General features: G+C 66.7%; 16 protein-coding genes and 1 tRNA gene. 11 read left to right on the top strand and 6 right to left on the bottom strand.

All coding sequences use genetic code 11. The features are described from left to right. Positions 1–275: 275 nt before the first annotated feature. The 4 genes from PHLH3_RS28335 to PHLH3_RS28320 are packed head-to-tail and all read left to right on the top strand — an operon-like array spanning position 276 to position 6,351. A complete protein-coding gene (locus PHLH3_RS28335) occupies positions 276–3,776 on the top strand; it encodes a response regulator (protein ID WP_213626873.1) in 3,501 nt (1,166 codons plus the stop codon). Position 3,777: 1 nt separating this feature from the next. Beyond that, positions 3,778–4,596 (top strand): protein-glutamate O-methyltransferase CheR, encoded by an 819-nt coding sequence (locus PHLH3_RS28330; RefSeq protein WP_173170951.1) that lies wholly within the window; start codon positions 3,778–3,780, stop codon positions 4,594–4,596. Next, complete coding sequence (locus PHLH3_RS28325; protein WP_213626871.1) at positions 4,593–5,177, top strand: chemotaxis protein CheB; 585 nt, start codon at positions 4,593–4,595, stop codon at positions 5,175–5,177. The genes PHLH3_RS28330 and PHLH3_RS28325 overlap by 4 nt, the downstream gene beginning before the upstream one ends. Next, entirely contained in the window at positions 5,167–6,351 is a 1,185-nt protein-coding gene (locus PHLH3_RS28320; protein ID WP_213626869.1) for a hybrid sensor histidine kinase/response regulator, read from the top strand. Before PHLH3_RS28325 ends, PHLH3_RS28320 begins: the two co-directional genes overlap by 11 nt. Before the next feature lie 6 nt (positions 6,352–6,357). Here the strand turns inward: PHLH3_RS28320 and PHLH3_RS30745 are convergent, their stop codons facing one another. From PHLH3_RS30745 to PHLH3_RS28300, 5 genes are all read right to left on the bottom strand, one after another. Continuing rightward, complete coding sequence (locus tag PHLH3_RS30745; RefSeq protein WP_280527443.1) at positions 6,358–6,486, bottom strand: hypothetical protein; 129 nt, start codon at positions 6,484–6,486, stop codon at positions 6,358–6,360. Between the two features lie 169 nt (positions 6,487–6,655). Beyond that, positions 6,656–6,731, bottom strand: a tRNA-Phe gene (locus PHLH3_RS28315). 77 nt (positions 6,732–6,808) lie between these two features. Then, positions 6,809–7,081, bottom strand: a complete 273-nt coding sequence (locus PHLH3_RS28310) for an oxidative damage protection protein (protein ID WP_173170964.1) — start codon at positions 7,079–7,081, stop codon at positions 6,809–6,811. Then, positions 7,078–8,145: an A/G-specific adenine glycosylase gene (gene mutY, locus PHLH3_RS28305; protein WP_213626868.1), complete on the bottom strand. Its 1,068-nt coding sequence runs from the start codon at positions 8,143–8,145 to the stop codon at positions 7,078–7,080. Before mutY ends, PHLH3_RS28310 begins: the two co-directional genes overlap by 4 nt. Further along, positions 8,142–10,367: an AsmA family protein gene (locus PHLH3_RS28300; RefSeq protein ID WP_213626866.1), complete on the bottom strand. Its 2,226-nt coding sequence runs from the start codon at positions 10,365–10,367 to the stop codon at positions 8,142–8,144. The genes mutY and PHLH3_RS28300 overlap by 4 nt, the downstream gene beginning before the upstream one ends. Positions 10,368–10,580: 213 nt before the next feature. Here PHLH3_RS28300 and PHLH3_RS28295 point away from each other — a divergent pair, with 213 nt between their 5' ends. Then, positions 10,581–11,798: a sterol desaturase family protein gene (locus PHLH3_RS28295; RefSeq protein ID WP_213626864.1), complete on the top strand. Its 1,218-nt coding sequence runs from the start codon at positions 10,581–10,583 to the stop codon at positions 11,796–11,798. Between the two features lie 3 nt (positions 11,799–11,801). Here PHLH3_RS28295 and PHLH3_RS28290 read toward each other — a convergent pair whose 3' ends face one another. Beyond that, positions 11,802–12,200 (bottom strand): acetyl-CoA sensor PanZ family protein, encoded by a 399-nt coding sequence (locus tag PHLH3_RS28290; protein WP_213626862.1) that lies wholly within the window; start codon positions 12,198–12,200, stop codon positions 11,802–11,804. Between the two features lie 160 nt (positions 12,201–12,360). Between PHLH3_RS28290 and PHLH3_RS28285 the strand changes: the two genes are divergently transcribed. The 6 genes from PHLH3_RS28285 to hisF all read left to right on the top strand — a co-directional run bounded on the left by PHLH3_RS28285 (position 12,361) and on the right by hisF (position 17,360). After that, positions 12,361–14,016 carry an OFA family MFS transporter gene (locus PHLH3_RS28285; protein ID WP_213626860.1) on the top strand — a complete coding sequence of 552 codons (1,656 nt, stop codon included), beginning with the start codon at positions 12,361–12,363 and terminating at the stop codon, positions 14,014–14,016. A 151-nt stretch (positions 14,017–14,167) separates the two neighbouring features. Then, positions 14,168–14,761 (top strand): imidazoleglycerol-phosphate dehydratase HisB, encoded by a 594-nt coding sequence (gene hisB, locus PHLH3_RS28280; RefSeq protein WP_111260742.1) that lies wholly within the window; start codon positions 14,168–14,170, stop codon positions 14,759–14,761. After that, positions 14,761–15,399 carry an imidazole glycerol phosphate synthase subunit HisH gene (gene hisH, locus PHLH3_RS28275; RefSeq protein WP_213626859.1) on the top strand — a complete coding sequence of 213 codons (639 nt, stop codon included), beginning with the start codon at positions 14,761–14,763 and terminating at the stop codon, positions 15,397–15,399. The genes hisB and hisH overlap by 1 nt, the downstream gene beginning before the upstream one ends. Before the next feature lie 3 nt (positions 15,400–15,402). Then, positions 15,403–15,663 carry a DUF2164 domain-containing protein gene (locus PHLH3_RS28270; protein ID WP_213626857.1) on the top strand — a complete coding sequence of 87 codons (261 nt, stop codon included), beginning with the start codon at positions 15,403–15,405 and terminating at the stop codon, positions 15,661–15,663. Between the two features lie 96 nt (positions 15,664–15,759). Further along, positions 15,760–16,506 (top strand): 1-(5-phosphoribosyl)-5-[(5-phosphoribosylamino)methylideneamino]imidazole-4-carboxamide isomerase, encoded by a 747-nt coding sequence (hisA, locus tag PHLH3_RS28265; RefSeq protein WP_213626855.1) that lies wholly within the window; start codon positions 15,760–15,762, stop codon positions 16,504–16,506. A gap of 83 nt (positions 16,507–16,589) precedes the next feature. Beyond that, positions 16,590–17,360: an imidazole glycerol phosphate synthase subunit HisF gene (hisF, locus tag PHLH3_RS28260; RefSeq protein ID WP_111260738.1), complete on the top strand. Its 771-nt coding sequence runs from the start codon at positions 16,590–16,592 to the stop codon at positions 17,358–17,360. Positions 17,361–17,400: the final 40 nt, after the last annotated feature.

Genomic DNA, 17,400 nt, shown 5'->3' with positions numbered 1-17,400 from the left:
GTGTCCGTTTTGGCTGGATTCCATCGCTTTCATTCGAGGCGCATGCGCGCAATCCGGAGCGGGATAACTTTGAAATGGGCGGCCGGAAAAAATTCCCTTTTTCTTGATGAACCTTTTTCCCGCTCCCCGTGTTCCAAGCGGAACCCTGGCACTTGGTGTCGATTTGCCATGTGACGGGGGTGATTGGTTAAAGGGAACGGGCGCATTACCATGCGAAACCCTTCGATATCCCCAATAGATCGGTGATTTTAGGCACCAGGCCAGGGAACCCCCAGATGACTCACGAAAATTCCACCGACGAGAAGAGTTTCCGGCGCATTCTCGCCCGCAACGTCGCCCTGCCGCTGGGTGTCGGTGTGCTCGGGGCCATGCTCTTCGTGGCGCTGATTTCCTACCTGCTCTACGTGCTGAGCTGGGTCGAACACACCGATATCGTCATCAGCAACGCCAACGACGGCCTGCGCCTGTCCGTGGACCAGGAGTCGGGCCTGCGCGGTTACCTGATCTCCGGCAACGCCGCCTTCCTGCAGCCCTACGAGCAGGCGCGCCCGCGCATCAGGGCGGCCATGGCCGGCCTGCGCGAGATGGTCAAGGACAACCCGCCCCAGGTGGAGCGCGTGCGCACCATCGAAGCGCTGCAGGAGGAGTGGGATCGCTTCGCCAAGGAGATGATCGAGCGCAAGCGCAACGGCCTGGACGTGGTGGACACCGTCAGCGAAGGGCGCGGCAAGCAACTGGTCGACGGCATCCGCGAGCAGTACCGCATCTTCATCAACCTGGAGCGCCAGCTGCGCCACGAGCGCAACGAGAAGGCCAGCGATACGGCGATCCTCACCATCGTCCTCTACCTGCTCTTCAGCCTCAGCCTGAGTGGCCTGCTGGCCTACTTCGGGCGCCGCGAACTGCTCTCGCTGTCTTCGACCTACAGCGCCTCCCTGGAGCAACAGAGGGCCCACAGCGAGCACCTGCAGCGCCAGGCCTGGCTGCGTGACGGCCAGGCGCGGCTCTCCGAGCGCATCATCGGCCAGCAGACCCCGCCGGTGCTGGGGCGCAACATGCTGGAGTTCCTGGCCGGCTACCTCGACATGGCCGTGGGGGCGCTCTATGGGCGCGACGAGCATGGCGGCCTGCAGCGCGTCGCCTCCTACGGCTTCTCCCGCGAGCAGGAAGCGCGCGAGCAGAACTTCGGCAGCGCCGAGAGCCTGGTGGGCCAGGTGGCCATCGAGAAGCGCGCGCGCGTGCTCGATGCTCTGCCGGCAGGCTATATCAAGGTCAATTCCGGGCTGGGTGACGTAGAACCGCAATCCGTGCTGCTGGTTCCGACCTTCAGCGATGGCGAGGTCAATGGCGTCATCGAGCTGGGCTTCCTCAGGCGCCTGGAGCCCCGCGACAGTGCGCTGCTGGAAATGATCGCCAGCAACCTCGGTACCGCCCTCGAGGCGTCCCGCTACCGCCAGCGCCTGCAGGCGGTGCTGGAGGAGACCCAGCAGCTCAACGAAGAGCTGCAGGTGCAGCAGGAGGAGCTCAAGACCGCCAACGAGGAGCTGGAGGAACAGTCCCGCGTGCTGCGCGAGTCCCAGGCCCATCTGGAGACCCAGCAGGCCGAACTGGAGCAGACCAACGAGCGGCTCGGCGAGCAGGCCCAGGAAATGGCCGCCCAGCGCGACGACCTGGACGAGAAGAACAACGCACTCAACCAGGCGCGCCTGGAGCTGGAGGCCCGCGCCGAGGAGCTGCAGCGCGCCAGCCGCTACAAGTCCGAATTCCTCGCCAACATGTCCCATGAGCTGCGCACGCCGCTCAACAGCTCGCTGATCCTGGCCAGGCTGCTGGCGGACAACCAGGCGGGCAACCTCAACGAGGAGCAGATCAAGTTCGCCGAGTCCATCTACTCCGCCGGTAACGACCTGCTGAGCCTGATCAACGACATCCTCGACATCTCCAAGGTCGAAGCCGGCAAGCTCGACGTGCGCGCCGAGAACTCCAACGTCCAGCGCCTGGTCGAGGGGCTCAAGGGGGTGTTCCAGCCGCTGGCCGACGAGAAGCACCTGGCTTTCCACCTGGACATCGACGCCGACGCGCCGAGCGTGCTCTACACCGACCGCCAGCGCGTCGAGCAGATCCTCAAGAACCTGCTCTCCAACGCCTTCAAGTTCACCGACCACGGCGCCGTCGGCCTGCGTGTCAGCCGCGCCCAGGGCGGCATCGCCTTCGCCGTCAGCGACAGCGGCATCGGTATCCGCAGTGACCAGCTCGAGCCGATCTTCGAGGCCTTCCACCAGGCCGACGGCACCACCAACCGGCGCTTCGGCGGCACCGGCCTGGGGCTGTCCATTTCCCGCGACCTCGCCGAGCTGCTCGGCGGCTCCATCCTGGTGTCCAGCGAGCCGGGCAAGGGCAGCCTGTTCACCCTGCTGCTGCCGGAAACCTACCAGAGCCGTGGCGAGGCCGAGGCCGGGCCCCTGGCGCTGGTCGAGCGCCCGCCGGTGGAACGCCAGGCTCCGCGCCTCGCCCCGCCGCCGGCCCAGGAGGCGCCCCGCGCCGAACCCATCCCCAGCTTCCCCGATGATCGCGGCCTGGCCGAGCTGGGCGGGCGCTGCGTTCTGGTCATCGAGGACGAGCCCAAGTTCGCGCAGATCCTCTACGACCTGGCCCATGAACTCGGCTACCGCTGCCTGGTGGCCCATGGTGCCGACGAGGGCTACCAGCTGGCCGACGGTCATTCGCCGGACGCCATCCTCCTCGACATGCGCCTGCCGGACGAGTCCGGGCTCTCGGTGCTGCAGCGCCTGAAAGGCAATCCGCGTACCCGCCACATCCCCGTGCACGTCATCTCGGTGGAAGACCTGAGCGAGGCGGCCCTGCACCTGGGCGCCATCGGCTATGCGGTCAAGCCCACCACCCGTGAGCAGCTCAAGGATGTGTTCGGCAAGCTGGAGGCCAAGCTCACGCAGAAGGTCAAGCGCGTGCTGCTGGTGGAGGACGACGCCCTCCAGCGCGACAGCATCGCCCGCCTGATCGGCGACGAGGACATCGAGATCACCGCCGTCGAGTTCGGCGAGCAGGCCCTCGAGCTGCTGCGCAACACGTTGTTCGACTGCATGATCATCGACCTCAAGCTGCCGGACATGCAGGGCAACGACCTGCTCAAGCGCATGGGCAGCGAGGACATCTGCTCCTTCCCGCCGGTCATCGTCTACACCGGGCGCAACCTCACCCGCGACGAAGAAGCCGAGCTGATGAAGTACTCGCGCTCTATCATCATCAAGGGCGCGCGCTCGCCCGAGCGGCTGCTGGACGAGGTCACGCTGTTCCTGCACAAGGTCGAGTCGGAGCTCTCCAGCGAGCGGCAGAAGATGCTCAAGACCGCGCGCAGCCGCGACAAGGTATTCGAGGAGCGGCGCATCCTCCTGGTGGACGACGACGTGCGCAACATCTTCGCCCTCACCAGCGCACTGGAGCAGAAGGGCGCGCGGGTGGAGATCGCCCGCAACGGCCGCGAGGCCATCGACAAGCTCGACGAGGTGGCCGACATCGACCTGGTGCTGATGGACGTGATGATGCCGGAGATGGACGGCTACGAAGCCACGCGCCTGATCCGCCAGGACGCGCGCTGGGCCAAGCTGCCGATCATCGCCGTCACCGCCAAGGCGATGAAGGACGACCAGGACCTGTGCATGAAGGCCGGTGCCAACGACTACCTGGCCAAGCCCATCGACCTGGACCGGCTGTTCTCGCTGATCCGCGTGTGGCTGCCGAAGCTGGAGCGCATCTGAGATGTCCGAACGCACCCAGGAAATCGAGCTGCGCCTGCTGATCGAGGCGATCTACCTGAAGTACAGCTACGACTTCCGCGACTATTCGGGCGCGTCCCTCAAGCGTCGCGTGCTCTACGCCCTGCGCCAGTTCGACTGCGCCACCATCTCGGCGCTGCAGGAACGCATCATCCACGACGCCCAGGCATTCCACGAGCTGCTGCAGTACCTGACGATCCCGGTCAGCGAGATGTTCCGCGACCCGTCCTACTTCCTCGCCCTGCGCCAGGAAGTGGTGCCCATCCTGCGCACCTACCCCTCCATCAAGGTGTGGATCGCCGGCTGCAGCACGGGCGAGGAAGTGCACTCCCTGGCCATCCTGCTGCACGAGGAGGGGCTGCTGGAACGCACCCTGATCTATGCCACCGACATCAACCCGCAGTCGCTGGAGAAGGCCCGTCGCGGCATCTACTCCCTCGACGACATGCGCCAGTACAGCGAGAACTATCGCAAGGCGGGCGGGCGCGGGTCGCTGTCGGATTACTACACTGCGGCGTACGACGGCGCGCTGTTCGACAAGTCGCTGCGGGAGAACGTCACCTTCGCCGACCACAGCCTGGCGACCGACGCGGTGTTCTCCGAGACCCAGCTGATCTCCTGCCGCAACGTGCTGATCTATTTCAACAAGCAGTTGCAGGACCGGGCCCTGGGCCTGTTCCACGAATCGCTGTGCCACCGGGGCTTCCTCGGCCTGGGTAGCAAGGAGAGCCTGGACTTCTCCGCCTATTCCGGACGCTTCGAAGCGCTCAACCGCCAGGAAAGGGTCTTCCGAAAACTATGAACGCGCAGAAGCGGGACGCAGTGGTGGTCGGGGCATCCGCCGGTGGCGTGGAGGCCTTGCTGAGGGTATTCAGCGGGCTGCCCGCCGGCTACGGCCTGCCCCTGGTCTGCGTGCTGCACCTGCCGGAATCCCGCGACAGCCTGTTGGCCGACCTGTTCGGCCGGCGCCTGGCGCTGCGCGTCAAGGAGGCCCAGGACAAGGAGGACCTGCGCCCCGGCACGCTGTACTTCGCACCGCCCGGCTATCACCTGTCGATCGAGAGCGACCACAGTTTCTCCCTGAGTCGCGAGGAGCCGCTGCATTATTCGCGGCCTTCGATCGACGTGCTGTTCGAGTCGGCTGCGGACAGCTACCAGGAGCGGCTGGCGGGCGTGCTGCTCACCGGTGCCAACCAGGACGGTGCCGCCGGGCTCGCCGCGATCAAGCGCGCCGGCGGCCTGAGCATCGTCCAGGACCCGGCCGAGGCGCAGGTGCCCACCATGCCCGAAGCTGCCCTGGCCTCTCACGTGCCCGACTACATCCTTCCGTTGCGCGGCATTCGCGCACTCCTGGCCCAACTGGACCCCTCCCATGCCGACTAGCCAAACGAGCAAGCTGCTGATCGTCGACGATCTGCCGGAAAACCTTCTGGCGCTGGAGGCGTTGATCAAGGGCGAGGGGCGCGGGGTGTACAAGGCCGGCTCCGCCGACGAGGCGCTGGCGCTGCTGCTGGAGCACGAGTTCGCCCTGGCCATCCTCGACGTGCAGATGCCGGGCATGAACGGCTTCGAGCTGGCCGAGCTGATGCGCGGCACGGAGAAGACCAAGCACATCCCCATCGTCTTCGTCAGCGCTGCCGGGCGCGAACTCAACTACGCCTTCAAGGGCTACGAGAGCGGCGCGGTGGACTTCCTCTACAAGCCGCTGGACAACCATGCGGTACGCAGCAAGGTGGCGGTGTTCGTCGAGCTGCACCGCCAGCGCAAGCTCATGGCCTGCCAGCTGGAGGCCCTGGAGCAGGGCCGTCGCGAGCAGGACGCCCTGCTGGCCGAGCTGCGCGCCACCCAGGCCGAGCTGCAGCGCGCGGTGCAGATGCGCGACGACTTCATGTCCATCGTCTCCCACGAGCTGCGCACGCCGCTCAACGGCCTGATCCTCGACACCCAGCTGCGCCAGATGTACCTGGCCAAGGGCAACTCGGCGGTCTTCACCGAGGACAAGCTCAAGGCCATGTTCGACCGTGACGAGCGCCAGATCAGGAGCCTGATCCGCCTGATCGAGGACATGCTCGACGTCTCGCGCATCCGCACCGGCAAGCTGTCCATCCGCCCCGAACGCACCGAGCTGGGACGGCTGGTGCGCAACGTGACCGAGAACTTCGAGCAGCAGATGCAGAGCGCCGGCTGCGAGCTCGGCCTGGAGGTGGAAGGCGAGCTGCATGGCGTCTGGGATGCCTTCCGCATCGAGCAGGTGATCAGCAACCTGCTGAGCAACGCCCTGCGCTATGGGCCGGGCAAGCCGGTGCGGGTGCGGGTGCGGGCGGAAGGGGGCGAAGCCTGGGTGGACGTGATCGACCAGGGCGTGGGCATCTCGCCGGCCGACCAGCGCCGCATCTTCCAGCAGTTCGAGCGGGTCAACGGCTCGGAGAAGATCGCCGGCCTCGGGCTCGGCCTGTACATCTCCGAGCAGATCGTGGCGGCCCACGGCGGGCGCATCGACGTCACCAGCGAGAAGGGCGAGGGTGCCACCTTCAGCCTGGTGCTGCCCCTGGGCTGAGGCCCTTCACTCCACCTGCGACTCGTCCGGGTCGCGCGGCTGCTCGCCATCGTCGCGGTCCGGGTCGACGGGCTCGGGGTCGCGTCCGGGCTTGTGCGGGTCCCTGTCCGCGGGCAGGTCGTCTTTTCCGGTCATGGGGCACCTCCTGGGGTCATGCTGTTTCGAGCGTGCCCGCGGTGCAGGCGTTCAATCCGAAACCCGGATGGCACGTGCCGGAGGAAAATCGCAGGCAACAAAAAACCCGCACTAGGCGGGTTTTTCGTTTGCTTTCAGCTGATGCCGGCACCACCTGAAAGCTTGAAGGTGGTGCCCAGGGACGGAATCGAACCGCCGACACGGGGATTTTCAATCCCCTGCTCTACCAACTGAGCTACCTGGGCAACGGGGCGCTATTAAACGGATTTCATCGGGGGTCGTCAAGCGTGTTTCGAAAAAAATTTTCAGCCTTTACGGGCGCTTACGCGCTCGGGGGGACGTAGCCGTCCGCCTTGGCGTATTCCTCGCCGGAGAAGAACTTGTCCATCTCGGCCTGGAGGAACTTGCGATCCTCGGCGTTCATCATGTTCAGGCGTCGCTCGTTGATCAGCAGGGTCTGGTGCTTCTGCCATTCGTCCCAGGCTTGCCTGGAGACGTTGTTGAAGATGTCCTCGCCCTTGGCGCCGGGGTAGGGCGGGCGCTCGAGGCCGGGCAGTTCTTCGTTGTATTTGCGGCACTTGACGGTGCGGGTCATGGCTTTTCTCCTGCATTCAGTACATCGGCCGCGCGCTTGAGCAGCTTCTTCACCGGGGCGGCGAGGCCCAGGCGCGGCGGGGTGGCGAGGTTATACCAGAGCCAGTCGGCATCGGCCACGGCGCCTTGGTCACCCTCCACGTGCACCAGCCAGGGCTCGATGGCCAGCTGGAAGTGGCTGAAGGTGTGCGTCAGTTCCGGCAGCGCCTTGCGCTCGCCCAGGCTCAGGGCGTGCTGGCTGGCGATAGGTTCGAGGGCGGCGAGGTCGTCCAGCTCCGGCAGGCTCCAGAGCCCGCCCCAGAGCCCGGTGGAGGGGCGACGGTAGAGCAGGATGGCGCCTTCGCGGTTGGCCAGGATGGGCATCAGGGTGCGCTTCTGCGGCAGTTCCTTGCGGGGCTTGGGGATCGGGTAGCGGATCTCCAGGCCGAGCAGGTGCGCCTGGCAGCCGCTCTGCAGGGGGCACAGCAGGCAGCTGGGCTTGCTGCGGGTACAGAGGGTGGCGCCCAGGTCCATCATCGCCTGGGTGTAGTTGTTCACGCGTTCGTGGGGCAGGAAGCGCTCGGCGACCGCCCACAGCTGCTTGGCGACCTTGGGCTCGCCCGGGTAGCCCTCCTGGGCGACGTAGCGGGCCAGCACGCGCTTGACGTTGCCGTCGAGGATCGGCGCGCGCAGGCCCATGGACAGGCTGGCGATGGCGCCGGCGGTGGAGCGGCCGATGCCGGGCAGCTCGGCGAGCTGCTCGACGTCACGGGGGAACTCGCCGCCGTGGCGTTCCATGACGATCTTCGCGGTCTTCTGCAGGTTGCGCGCGCGGGTGTAGTAGCCCAGGCCGGTCCACAGGTGCAGCACTTCGTCCTCGGGGGCTTCGGCCAAATCGCGCACGGTGGGCAGGGCGGCCATGAAGCGGTCGAAGTAGCCGAGCACGGTGCTGACCTGGGTCTGCTGCAGCATGATTTCGGAGACCCAGACGCGATACGGGGTGATGCCGAGCTGCCAGGGCAGGTCATGGCGCCCGTGGCGGTCGTACCAGTCGAGGACGGCGCTGGAGAACTGCTCGGGGCTCATCGCTTGAACAACCCCTTGAGCGCGTCCTTGAGTTCCGGGCTGACCTTGTCGCCGAGCTTCTCTTCGAGCTTCTCGCTGATCTTGTCGCCGGCCAGCCTGGCGGCGATCTTGCCCATGCCGTCCTTGTCCAGGCGGCAGGCCTTGGCGCCGATCTCCAGCGGGCCACGGCAGTGCAGCGGCCATTCGATGCCGACGTAGCGCTTGTTCACCTGGCAGGCCGGGTCGGGCATCTCGCCCTTGTCGCCCTCGATGACGATGCCTACGCGGTAGTCGAGGCCGAGCACGCGCAGGTCCACATCACCGTTGCCGCTCAGCGACAGGCCGGGGATGCGCGCCTTGAGGTCGGGGTTGCTGGCCACGCCGTTGTTGAACACCAGGCTGCCCTGCAGCTGCTCGAAGGGGGTTTCCTTGCCGCTGTAGGTGGTGGTGAGGGCCTTGCGGTTGAGCGTGGCGATGCCCTGGCACAGCTGCTGTTCGAGGTTGGCGTCGAGCAGCGCGCCGTCGTTCAGGACGAAGCTGGCGGTGCCGTTGAGACCGTCGACCCAGGCCTTCTGGCTGTTGCCGCTGGTGCGGATGTCGGCGGTGAGGTCCAGGGCGCCGCGTACCGGGGGCTTCTGTTCCAGGGCGGTGAGGATCTTCTCCACCGGGATGTGGTTGACGCGCTTCTGCGCGGTGATCAGCGGCACCGGCGGGCGCACGTCGAGGCTGGCCTTGGCGTCGAAGTCACCGCCATAGAGGGCGCCACGCAGCTGTTCCAGTTCGACCAGGCCACCCTTGCCGCGGGCCTTGAGGCGGGCGTCGCCCAGGGGCAGCTTGTCGAAGGTCAGCTGGCCGAAGGCGAGGTCGGCTTCCAGGTCGAGCTTGCGCAGGGTCTCCAGCGGCAGTACCGGTTCCTCGCTCCAGGCCTGCTGGGTGGGCTTGTCGGGCAGCGGCGTGGTGCCGGCTTGGCCAGCAGCGGCGACGGCGCCTTGCACTTCGGCCTGGCGGGCGCTGGCGTCCTTGTCCTTCTTCTGCGGCGGCAGGTAGCGGTCGAGGTCGAGCTTGTCGCCCTTGAGCTGCACGCGCAGGGCCTGCTTGTCGAGGTCGGCGATGGCCAGGCGGCCGCTGAAGGTGCTGTCGTCGAGCTTCAGGTTGAGCTGTTCCAGGGCGAGGCTGGAGGGCGTGCCGGCCAGCTTGGCGGCCATCTCGAATTTCTTCAGGGTGCCGGCGTCCTGCATGGGCGGCAGTTCGACGCCGAGCCCGGCGAGGAACTCGCGCAAGTCGAGCTGGGCGATGGACAGGCCGCCTTCCAGGCGCGGGGTCTTGTCGAGGTCGTGGACCTTGAGTTCGCCGAGGGCGCGCAGCTGGTTGGCGGAGAGCTTCAGGCCGTTCCACTCGGCGACGTTGGCGGCGAGGTCGGCCAGCAGCTGGCCCTGGGCGTTGAAGGTGAGGGTCTTGCCCTTGAGCGGCTCGCCGGAGGCTTCGCCGTTGAGCCTGGCGTCTTCGAGCTGGTAGCGCTTGAGGGCGCGGTCGAAGCGCAGGTTGGCGGCCAGTTCGGTCTTGGCGCGCATCAGCGGCTGGTTGCTGCCGAAGAAGGCGGTGAGCTTGAACGGGATGCTGGCGGCTTCGCGGATGGCGCCGGTGGTCAGCTCGATGCTTTCGGCGCTGTACTGCTTGCCGGTCTTGGCATCGGTGTAGTCGACGCGGGCGTTGTTCACCGTGAGGCTGTCGATGTCCAGCTTCAGCGGGCGTGCCGGGGCGCTGTCGGGCTGCTGGGCCGGGGTATCGCCCGGGGCGCCCGGCTTGGCGGCGTCGGCGGGCGCGGCCTGGGAAGCCTGGGCCGGGCGGCCGATGTCTTCCCAGTTGCCGTGGCCCTTCTCGTCGCGCACCAGGGTCAGGTTGAGGCCCTCGACGCGGATGTCGCTCATCTGCACTTCCTTGCGCAGCAGCGGCAGCACGCGCACGGAGAGGCCGAGCATGGCGAGGTCGGCGAAGGGCTTGTCCGGGCTGGCGGCGCTGGCCAGGGTGGTGTCGTGCAGCTCAAGGCCCAGCCAGGGGAACAGGCTCCAGCCGATGTCGCCCTTGAGGTCGAGTTCCAGGTTGGCCTTGTCGCGGGCGATCTGGCGGATCTCGTCCTTGTAGTCGTTGGGGTCGAACAGGTGGGTCAGGGCGAAGCCCAGCGCCACGACGATCAGCAACAGTCCGAGGAGAAGGAGGCCCAGGAGTTTGCCGATGGATTTCATGGACGAGTCCTTGTGGTGGATGCATTTGGATTGAGGGCGCCGAGTATAGCGCCCGCGAGGTCAGGTGTTTGGATGATGAAATCGCCCGGCGGTTCACCGGCTGCCCGGCGGACCTGGCGCGCGTCGCACCACCGTTTGGCGCGAGCGGCCGGGAAGGGCGGCGTGGCGCTGATCTAGTCTGGCCGTCACCGGTATGACGATGACGAGGTGCCCATGAACGTGGCGGTGCTGGCCTTCCCGCTCTACATCCTGCTGATGCTGCTGGAGCTCGCCTACGAGCGGTATTCCGGCCGCTCCACCTACCGCCTGGCGGACGCCGCCACCAGCATCAACACCGCCGTGCTGCGGGTGCTGCTGGAAGGGCCGCTGCGCCTGCTGCTGGTGCTGCCCTATGCCTGGCTCTACGAGCACGGACGATTGCTGGAGCTGGATGCGGCCTCGCCCTGGGTCTGGCTGGGGGGCTTCGTCGCGGTGGATTTCTGCTTCTACTGGGCCCACCGCACCCTGCATCGCTACAACCTGCTGTGGGGCGCGCACCAGCCGCACCATTCCAGCGAGGACTTCAACCTCTCCACCGCGCTGCGCAAGGGGGCCTTCCAGACCGCCTTCGACTGGCCGTTCTACCTGCCCCTGGCGCTGCTCGGGCTGCCATTGCCGCTGTTCCTGGTGCTGCTGGGCGTGCAGCTCACCTACCAGTTCTGGATCCACAGCCAGCACGTGGGGCGCCTCGGCTGGCTGGAGAAGGTGCTGGTGACGCCGTCGCTGCACCGCGTCCACCATGGCCAGAACGATTGCTACATCGATCGCAACCACGGTGGCGTGTTCATCCTCTGGGACAAGCTGTTCGGCACCTTCACCAAGGAGCGCGAGCCGGTGATCTACGGCGTGACCACGCCGGTGCGCACCTTCGACCCGATCCGCCTGCAGTTCAGTTGGTGGCGGCTGCTCTGGGCCGACGCCCGGGCGACGCGCTCCTGGTGGGACAAGCTGCGCCTGTGGTGGATGCCTACCGGCTGGCGCCCGGCGGATGTGCGCGAACGGCCCTGGCCAGTGATGACCGAGGCGCGCTTCGAGGCCAACTACCCCCGCCAGCTGGTGGCCTACGCCTTCGTGCAGTTCCTGGCGATCAACCTGCTGGCGCTGGGGTTTCTCGCCTGCGTGCGCCGCGCGGCGGTGTGGGAGCCCTGGCTGCTTGTGCTGGCGATCCTCTCCGGCTGCCTGAGCCTGGGGTTGCTGTTCGAGGGGCGCGGCCACCTGTGGCGAGTCGAGGCGATGCGCCTGGTGGCGATGGCCGGGCTGGCCCTGGGCTGGGCCGCCTGGCTGGCGCCGGGGTATTGGTGGCTGGCTGTGGCGCTGGCGGGGTTCTGCCTGGGCAGCCTCGCCTGGCTGGGGTGGCTGGGCCGCGCGACGGAGGGCGCCGCGACGGCCTGAGGCTCAGAAGCCGACCAGCGGCAGGTGGGTGCGGGCGGCCAGGGCCTGGCTTTCCAGGTGGTCGGCGGGGGCCGCCAGCTGCAGCTCGCAGCCGGCCTCGCGGGCCATGCGCCGGGCTTCGTCGAGCAGGCGCCGGGCCACGCCACGCTGGCGGGTGATGGCGCGGACGCACAGGTGCGAGAGCTGCCAGTGCCTTTCGCCTCGGCGCAGCAGCGCGGCACCGAGCAGGCGATCGTTGAAGCGGCCGGTGATCAGGCTGCCTTCTGCCAGCGCGGATGTGACCAGGTGCTCAGTCCCGGCAAAAGGTGCGAACAGCCAATCGGGGGCGTCGGCGTAGATGCGGGCGAGGTCGTTCCTGTCCTGATCGCTGATCGTGCTGGGGGTTTCGACGATGACGGGCATGCGAGTCCTTATTGAGGCGCGGGCGGTGACGGCGGGATAATACGCGACGCAATGCCGCAGTCTCGTGGGACTTGCGGTTTTGCGTGTGGCCCGTGCTTGGGGAGCAACCAGTTTCGTACGGGCCGCCCACCTGCGTGCACCTATAAAGGATAAATAATCAATGAGCAGTACCTTGAGTCCGGGCAGTGACGTCCGGCCTGCGTTCCTGTCGAAGGAACGGACGGTGGCCCGACAGGGCTTCAACCGCTGGCTGGTTCCGCCGGCAGCCCTCGCCATCCACCTCTGCATCGGCATGGCCTACGGTTTCTCCGTGTTCTGGCTGCCCCTGTCCAAGGCCATCGGCATCAGCGCGCCGGTCGCCTGTGCCCCCGAGCTGGGTTTCTTCGCCCAGGTCTTCGCCAGCGACTGCGACTGGCAGATCTCGATGCTCGGCTGGATCTACACCCTGTTCTTCATCTTCCTCGGCTGCTCGGCCGCCGTCTGGGGCGGCTGGCTGGAGCATGCCGGGCCGCGCAAGGCGGGCCTGGTCTCGGCCTTCTGTTGGTGCGGCGGTCTGCTGATCGCGGCGTTCGGCGTCTATATCCACCAGATCTGGCTGATGTGGGTAGGCCTGGGCGTGATCGGCGGCATCGGCCTCGGTCTCGGCTACATCTCGCCGGTGTCGACCCTGATCAAATGGTTCCCGGACAAGCGCGGCATGGCCACCGGCATGGCGATCATGGGCTTCGGCGGTGGCGCGATGGTCGGTGCGCCCCTGGCCGCCGAGCTGATGAACCACTTCGCCAGCGCTGAAAGCGTCGGCGTGTGGCAGAGCTTCGTGGTCATGGCGGCGATCTACTTCGTCTTCATGGTCGGTGGTGCCCTGGCCTACCGCGTGCCGCCGACCGGCTGGAAGCCCAAGGGCTGGACCGCGCCGGTGAAACGCGTCAACAACGCGATGATCACCAAGGGCCACGTCCACGTGAACACCGCGTGGAAGACCCCGCAGTTCTGGCTGGTCTGGGCGGTGCTGTGCCTCAACGTCTCCGCCGGCATCGGCATCATCGGCATGGCCTCCCCGCTGCTGCAGGAAGTCTTCGCCGGCAAGCTGATCGGCAACCACCTGAGCTTCAACCAGCTCGATGCCGCGCAGCTGGCGCAGATCGCCGCCATCGCCGCGGGCTTCACCGGGCTGCTGAGCCTGTTCAACATCGGTGGCCGCTTCTTCTGGGCGTCCTTCTCCGACCTGATCGGCCGCAAGGCGACCTACTTCGTGTTCTTCGCACTCGGCTTCGTGCTCTACGCGCTGGTGCCCTGGACCGGTCACCTGGGCAGCGTCGCGTTCTTCGTGTTCTGCTTCTGCCTGATCCTGTCCATGTACGGCGGCGGCTTCGCCACCGTGCCGGCCTACCTGGCGGACCTGTTCGGCACCCAGATGGTCGGCGCCATCCACGGTCGCCTGCTGACCGCCTGGGCCTTCGCCGGCATCCTCGGCCCGGTGCTGGTGAACTACATCCGCGAATACCAGCTGAGCATCGGCGTCGAGCGTGCCGCCGCGTACGACATCACCCTGTACATCCTCGCCGGCCTGCTGGTGCTGGGCTTCATCTGCAACATGCTGGTGCGCCCGGTCGATCCGAAGCACTTCATGACCGACGCCGAGCTGGCCGCCGAGCGCGCCATCGGCCATGACGCCACCAAGGAAGCCGCGGACCTCGAGTGGGCGGCCGATCCGTCCAGCAAGCCGCTGGTGATCGCCGCCTGGCTGGCCGTGGGCCTGCCGCTGGCCTGGGGCGTGTGGATCACCCTGCAGAAGACAGCCGCGCTGTTCAGCTGAGTGCCACGCCTGTGAATCGCCGGGGCCGACATCATGTCGGCCCCGTGCGTTTCAGCCCTCCTGCAGTCCTCCCGCCGATCGGCTTCAAGCCCGTCGCATTCTCGGCCTATAATGTCGCCCCTTTTGCCCAATGATTTTTGCGGAGCTGGTGATGGCCGAACGTAAGGCATCCGTCGAACGCAACACCCTGGAGACCCAGATCAAGGTCTCGATCAACCTGGATGGCACTGGCAAGGCGCGCTTCGACATCGGCGTGCCCTTCCTCGAGCACATGCTCGACCAGATCGCCCGCCATGGGCTGATCGACCTGGACATCGAGTGCAAGGGTGATCTGCATATCGACGACCACCACACCGTCGAAGACGTCGGTATCACCCTCGGCCAGGCTTTCGCCCAGGCCATCGGCGACAAGAAGGGCGTCGTCCGCTACGGCCACTCCTACGTGCCGCTGGACGAAGCGCTGTCACGCGTGGTGATCGACTTCTCCGGTCGCCCCGGCCTGCAGATGCACGTGCCCTTCACCCGCGCCGTGGTCGGCGGTTTCGATGTCGACCTGTTCCAGGAGTTCTTCCAGGGCTTCGTCAACCATGCCCTGGTGACCCTGCACATCGACAACCTGCGTGGCCACAACACCCACCACCAGATCGAGACCGTGTTCAAGGCCTTCGGCCGCGCGCTGCGCATGGCCATCGAGCTCGACCCGCGCATGGCCGGCCAGATGCCTTCCACCAAGGGCGTGCTCTGATGCAGACGGTCGCTGTCATCGATTACGGCATGGGCAACCTGCACTCGGTTGCCAAGGCCCTGGAGCACGTGGGCGCCGGGCGGGTGATGGTCACCAGCGACGCCAACGTCATCCGCGAGGCCGACCGCGTGGTCTTCCCCGGCGTGGGTGCGATCCGCGACTGCATGGCCGAGATCCGCCGCCTGGGCTTCGACGAACTGGTGCGCGAAGTGAGCAAGGACCGTCCCTTCCTCGGCATCTGCGTCGGCATGCAGGCGCTGCTGGAGCACAGCGAGGAGAACGGCGGGGTCGACTGCATCGGCCTGTTCCCCGGCAAGGTGCGCTTCTTCGGCAAGGGCATGGTGGAGGACGGCGAGCACCTGAAGGTGCCGCACATGGGCTGGAACGAAGTGGCCCGTACCCTGGACCACCCGCTCTGGCACGGCATTCCCGACCACGGCCGCTTCTATTTCGTGCACAGCTACTACATCGAGGCCGGCAACCCGCGCCAGGTGGCCGGTCGCGGCCACTACGGCAAGGATTTCGCCGCCGCGCTGGCCGAAGGCTCGCGCTTCGCCGTGCAGTTCCACCCCGAGAAGAGCCACACCAACGGCCTGCAGCTGCTGCAGAACTTCGCCGCCTGGGATGGCCGCTGGTAAGCCATGAGCCGCGCGAAGAAAGCCCCCGTCCTGCAACTCGATGCCGCCCAGACGCAAGGCGCCGTGCTGGCGATCAAGCGTTTCATGGCGGAGCGCTTCGAGCTGGAGCTGGGCTCCTTCGAGGCCGAGGAAGTACTGGATTTCTTCGCCCGGGAATTCGCCCCGAGTTTCTACAACAAGGCGATCTCCGATGTGCAGGCGCACCTGAAAGACAGGTTCGAAAGCATCGAGAGTGATTTGTGGGCGCTCGAAAAAGGTAGCTGAAAGCGACAGGCAGCCAAGCTGCAAGAGACACGAATGCGCCTGCTTGCAGCTTGAGGCTCGCAACTTGTCGCTCTTTTTGACGTTAGGAAAAAAGACATGCTGATTATTCCCGCAATCGATCTGAAGGACGGTGCCTGCGTGCGCTTGCGCCAGGGCCGCATGGAAGATTCCACGGTGTTCTCCGATGACCCGGTGAGCATGGCCGCCAAGTGGGTGGAGGGTGGCTGCCGCCGCTTGCACCTGGTGGACCTGAACGGCGCCTTCGAAGGCCAGCCGGTGAACGGCGAGGTGGTCACCGCCATCGCCAGGCGCTACCCGAACCTGCCGATCCAGATCGGCGGCGGCATCCGCTCCCTGGAAACCATCGAGCACTACGTCAAGGCCGGCGTCAGCTACGTGATCATCGGCACCAAGGCGGTGAAGCAGCCGGAATTCGTCACCGAGGCGTGCAAGGCCTTCCCGGGCAAGGTCATCGTCGGCCTGGACGCCAAGGACGGTTTCGTCGCCACCGACGGCTGGGCCGAGGTCAGCACCGTGCAGGCCGTGGACCTGGCCCGTCGCTTCGAGGCCGATGGCGTCTCCGCCATCGTCTACACCGACATCGCCAAGGACGGGATGATGCAGGGCTGCAACGTCGAGGCCACCGCGGCCCTGGCCGCCGCCAGCCGCATCCCGGTGATCGCCTCCGGCGGTATCCACAACCTGGGTGACATCGAGAAGCTGCTGGCCGCCAAGGCCCCCGGCATCATCGGCGCCATCACCGGTCGCGCCATCTACGAAGGCACCCTGGACGTCGCCGAGGCCCAGGCCTTCTGCGATGCAGCGACGGGCGGCAAGCCTTAAGCGACACGTAACGGCGCTGCTGGCCCTGGCTCGCTCTTGAAGCTTGCCGCTTGCAGCCTGCAGCTGTTTTTCGGAGAAAAAGCATGGCCCTGGCTAAACGCATCATCCCCTGCCTCGACGTGGACAACGGCCGCGTGGTCAAGGGCGTGAAGTTCGAGAACATCCGCGACGCCGGCGACCCGGTGGAGATCGCCCGTCGCTACGACGAGCAGGGCGCGGACGAGATCACCTTCCTCGACATCACCGCCAGCGTCGATGGCCGCGACACCACCCTGCACACGGTGGAGCGCATGGCCAGCCAGGTGTTCATCCCGCTGACCGTGGGCGGTGGCGTGCGCACCGTGCAGGACATCCGCAACCTGCTCAACGCCGGGGCCGACAAGGTCTCGATCAACACCGCCGCGGTGTTCAACCCCGAGTTCGTCGGCGAGGCCGCCGCGCGCTTCGGTTCCCAGTGCATCGTGGTCGCCATCGATGCGAAGAAGGTTTCCGCGCCCGGGGAAACGCCGCGCTGGGAAATTTTCACCCACGGCGGGCGCAAGCCCACCGGCCTGGATGCCGTGGCCTGGTCGAAGAAGATGGAAGAGCTGGGTGCCGGCGAGATCCTCCTGACCAGCATGGACCAGGACGGCGTGAAGAGCGGCTACGACCTCGGCGTCACCCGGGCCATCAGCGAAACCGTCGGCATCCCGGTGATCGCCTCCGGTGGCGTGGGCAATCTGGAGCACCTGGCGGCCGGCATTCTCGAAGGCAAGGCCGACGCGGTCCTCGCGGCGAGCATCTTCCACTTCGGCGAATTCACCGTGCCGGAAGCCAAGGCCTATCTCGCAAGTCGCGGCATCGTCGTGCGTTGAGCACGATTCTTGCCTTTAATTGAGCTTCGGCTGCAACCGT

Source organism: Pseudomonas sp. Pc102, from assembly GCF_018408275.1.
Classification (GTDB): Bacteria; Pseudomonadota; Gammaproteobacteria; order Pseudomonadales; family Pseudomonadaceae; genus Metapseudomonas; species Metapseudomonas tohonis.
This window is presented reverse-complemented; position numbering and strand designations above follow the sequence as displayed.

Coding starts and splice junctions, on each gene's coding strand:
- PHLH3_RS28335 (WP_213626873.1), top strand. CDS start 276: ATGACTCACGAAAATTCCACCGACGAGAAGAGTTTCCGGCGCATTCTC.
- PHLH3_RS28330 (WP_173170951.1), top strand. CDS start 3,778: ATGTCCGAACGCACCCAGGAAATCGAGCTGCGCCTGCTGATCGAGGCG.
- PHLH3_RS28325 (WP_213626871.1), top strand. CDS start 4,593: ATGAACGCGCAGAAGCGGGACGCAGTGGTGGTCGGGGCATCCGCCGGT.
- PHLH3_RS28320 (WP_213626869.1), top strand. CDS start 5,167: ATGCCGACTAGCCAAACGAGCAAGCTGCTGATCGTCGACGATCTGCCG.
- PHLH3_RS30745 (WP_280527443.1), bottom strand. CDS start 6,486: ATGACCGGAAAAGACGACCTGCCCGCGGACAGGGACCCGCACAAGCCC.
- PHLH3_RS28310 (WP_173170964.1), bottom strand. CDS start 7,081: ATGACCCGCACCGTCAAGTGCCGCAAATACAACGAAGAACTGCCCGGC.
- mutY (WP_213626868.1), bottom strand. CDS start 8,145: ATGAGCCCCGAGCAGTTCTCCAGCGCCGTCCTCGACTGGTACGACCGC.
- PHLH3_RS28300 (WP_213626866.1), bottom strand. CDS start 10,367: ATGAAATCCATCGGCAAACTCCTGGGCCTCCTTCTCCTCGGACTGTTG.
- PHLH3_RS28295 (WP_213626864.1), top strand. CDS start 10,581: ATGAACGTGGCGGTGCTGGCCTTCCCGCTCTACATCCTGCTGATGCTG.
- PHLH3_RS28290 (WP_213626862.1), bottom strand. CDS start 12,200: ATGCCCGTCATCGTCGAAACCCCCAGCACGATCAGCGATCAGGACAGG.
- PHLH3_RS28285 (WP_213626860.1), top strand. CDS start 12,361: ATGAGCAGTACCTTGAGTCCGGGCAGTGACGTCCGGCCTGCGTTCCTG.
- hisB (WP_111260742.1), top strand. CDS start 14,168: ATGGCCGAACGTAAGGCATCCGTCGAACGCAACACCCTGGAGACCCAG.
- hisH (WP_213626859.1), top strand. CDS start 14,761: ATGCAGACGGTCGCTGTCATCGATTACGGCATGGGCAACCTGCACTCG.
- PHLH3_RS28270 (WP_213626857.1), top strand. CDS start 15,403: ATGAGCCGCGCGAAGAAAGCCCCCGTCCTGCAACTCGATGCCGCCCAG.
- hisA (WP_213626855.1), top strand. CDS start 15,760: ATGCTGATTATTCCCGCAATCGATCTGAAGGACGGTGCCTGCGTGCGC.
- hisF (WP_111260738.1), top strand. CDS start 16,590: ATGGCCCTGGCTAAACGCATCATCCCCTGCCTCGACGTGGACAACGGC.